This window comes from Streptomyces calidiresistens (assembly GCF_014141525.1).
In the GTDB taxonomy this organism is placed as follows: domain Bacteria; phylum Actinomycetota; class Actinomycetes; order Streptomycetales; family Streptomycetaceae; genus Streptomyces; species Streptomyces calidiresistens.
Window position 1 is genome coordinate 1 of record NZ_VKHS01001537.1, and the last position, 493, is coordinate 493.

Here is a 493-nt window from a genome sequence, read left to right on the forward strand (position 1 = left end):
GTGGCCGGCGTCGTCCACGCCGGGGCCCCGGCCCGTCACCGGCGCCCCGAGCAGGCACGGTTCCCCCCGTCGCGTTGGGCGCGCCGATCGCGCGGAGCGCCCCCGTCCCGCCGCCGGCACCCCGGCCGGGACCGAGCGCCCGGGCGCCCGTGAGCCCCGCCGTGCGGCGCGCCCCCTCCAAGGGCTCGCCGGGCGCCGGCCCCCCGGCGGCTCCCTCCGGGACGGGGCGCGCCACGACATCCGTCCAACGGTCCACCGCCGTGCGGTCGCAGCAGACCGCCCCGGCACAGTCGGACTTCCCGGCCTCCCCGGCGCGACCCGGCTCCCCGGTGGAGCCGGACGCCCGCGATCCGCTCCACCTCTCGGAGTTCCAACTGGACGAACTGAGCCGCAAACTGCTCGGCCGTGTCATCCGGCTGCTGCGCGCCGAACTCCGTCTCGACCGGGAACGGATCGGGAGGCTGCGGGACAACCGTCGTTGACCCCGCCACCC

General features: G+C 78.7%; 1 protein-coding gene. It reads left to right on the forward strand.

Translation table 11 applies throughout. The features are described from left to right. Positions 1 to 260 precede the first annotated feature (260 nt). On the forward strand, positions 261 to 482 hold the full coding sequence (locus FOE67_RS28190) for a hypothetical protein (RefSeq protein WP_182667616.1): 222 nt from the start codon (positions 261 to 263) through the stop codon (positions 480 to 482). Positions 483 to 493 lie beyond the last annotated feature (11 nt).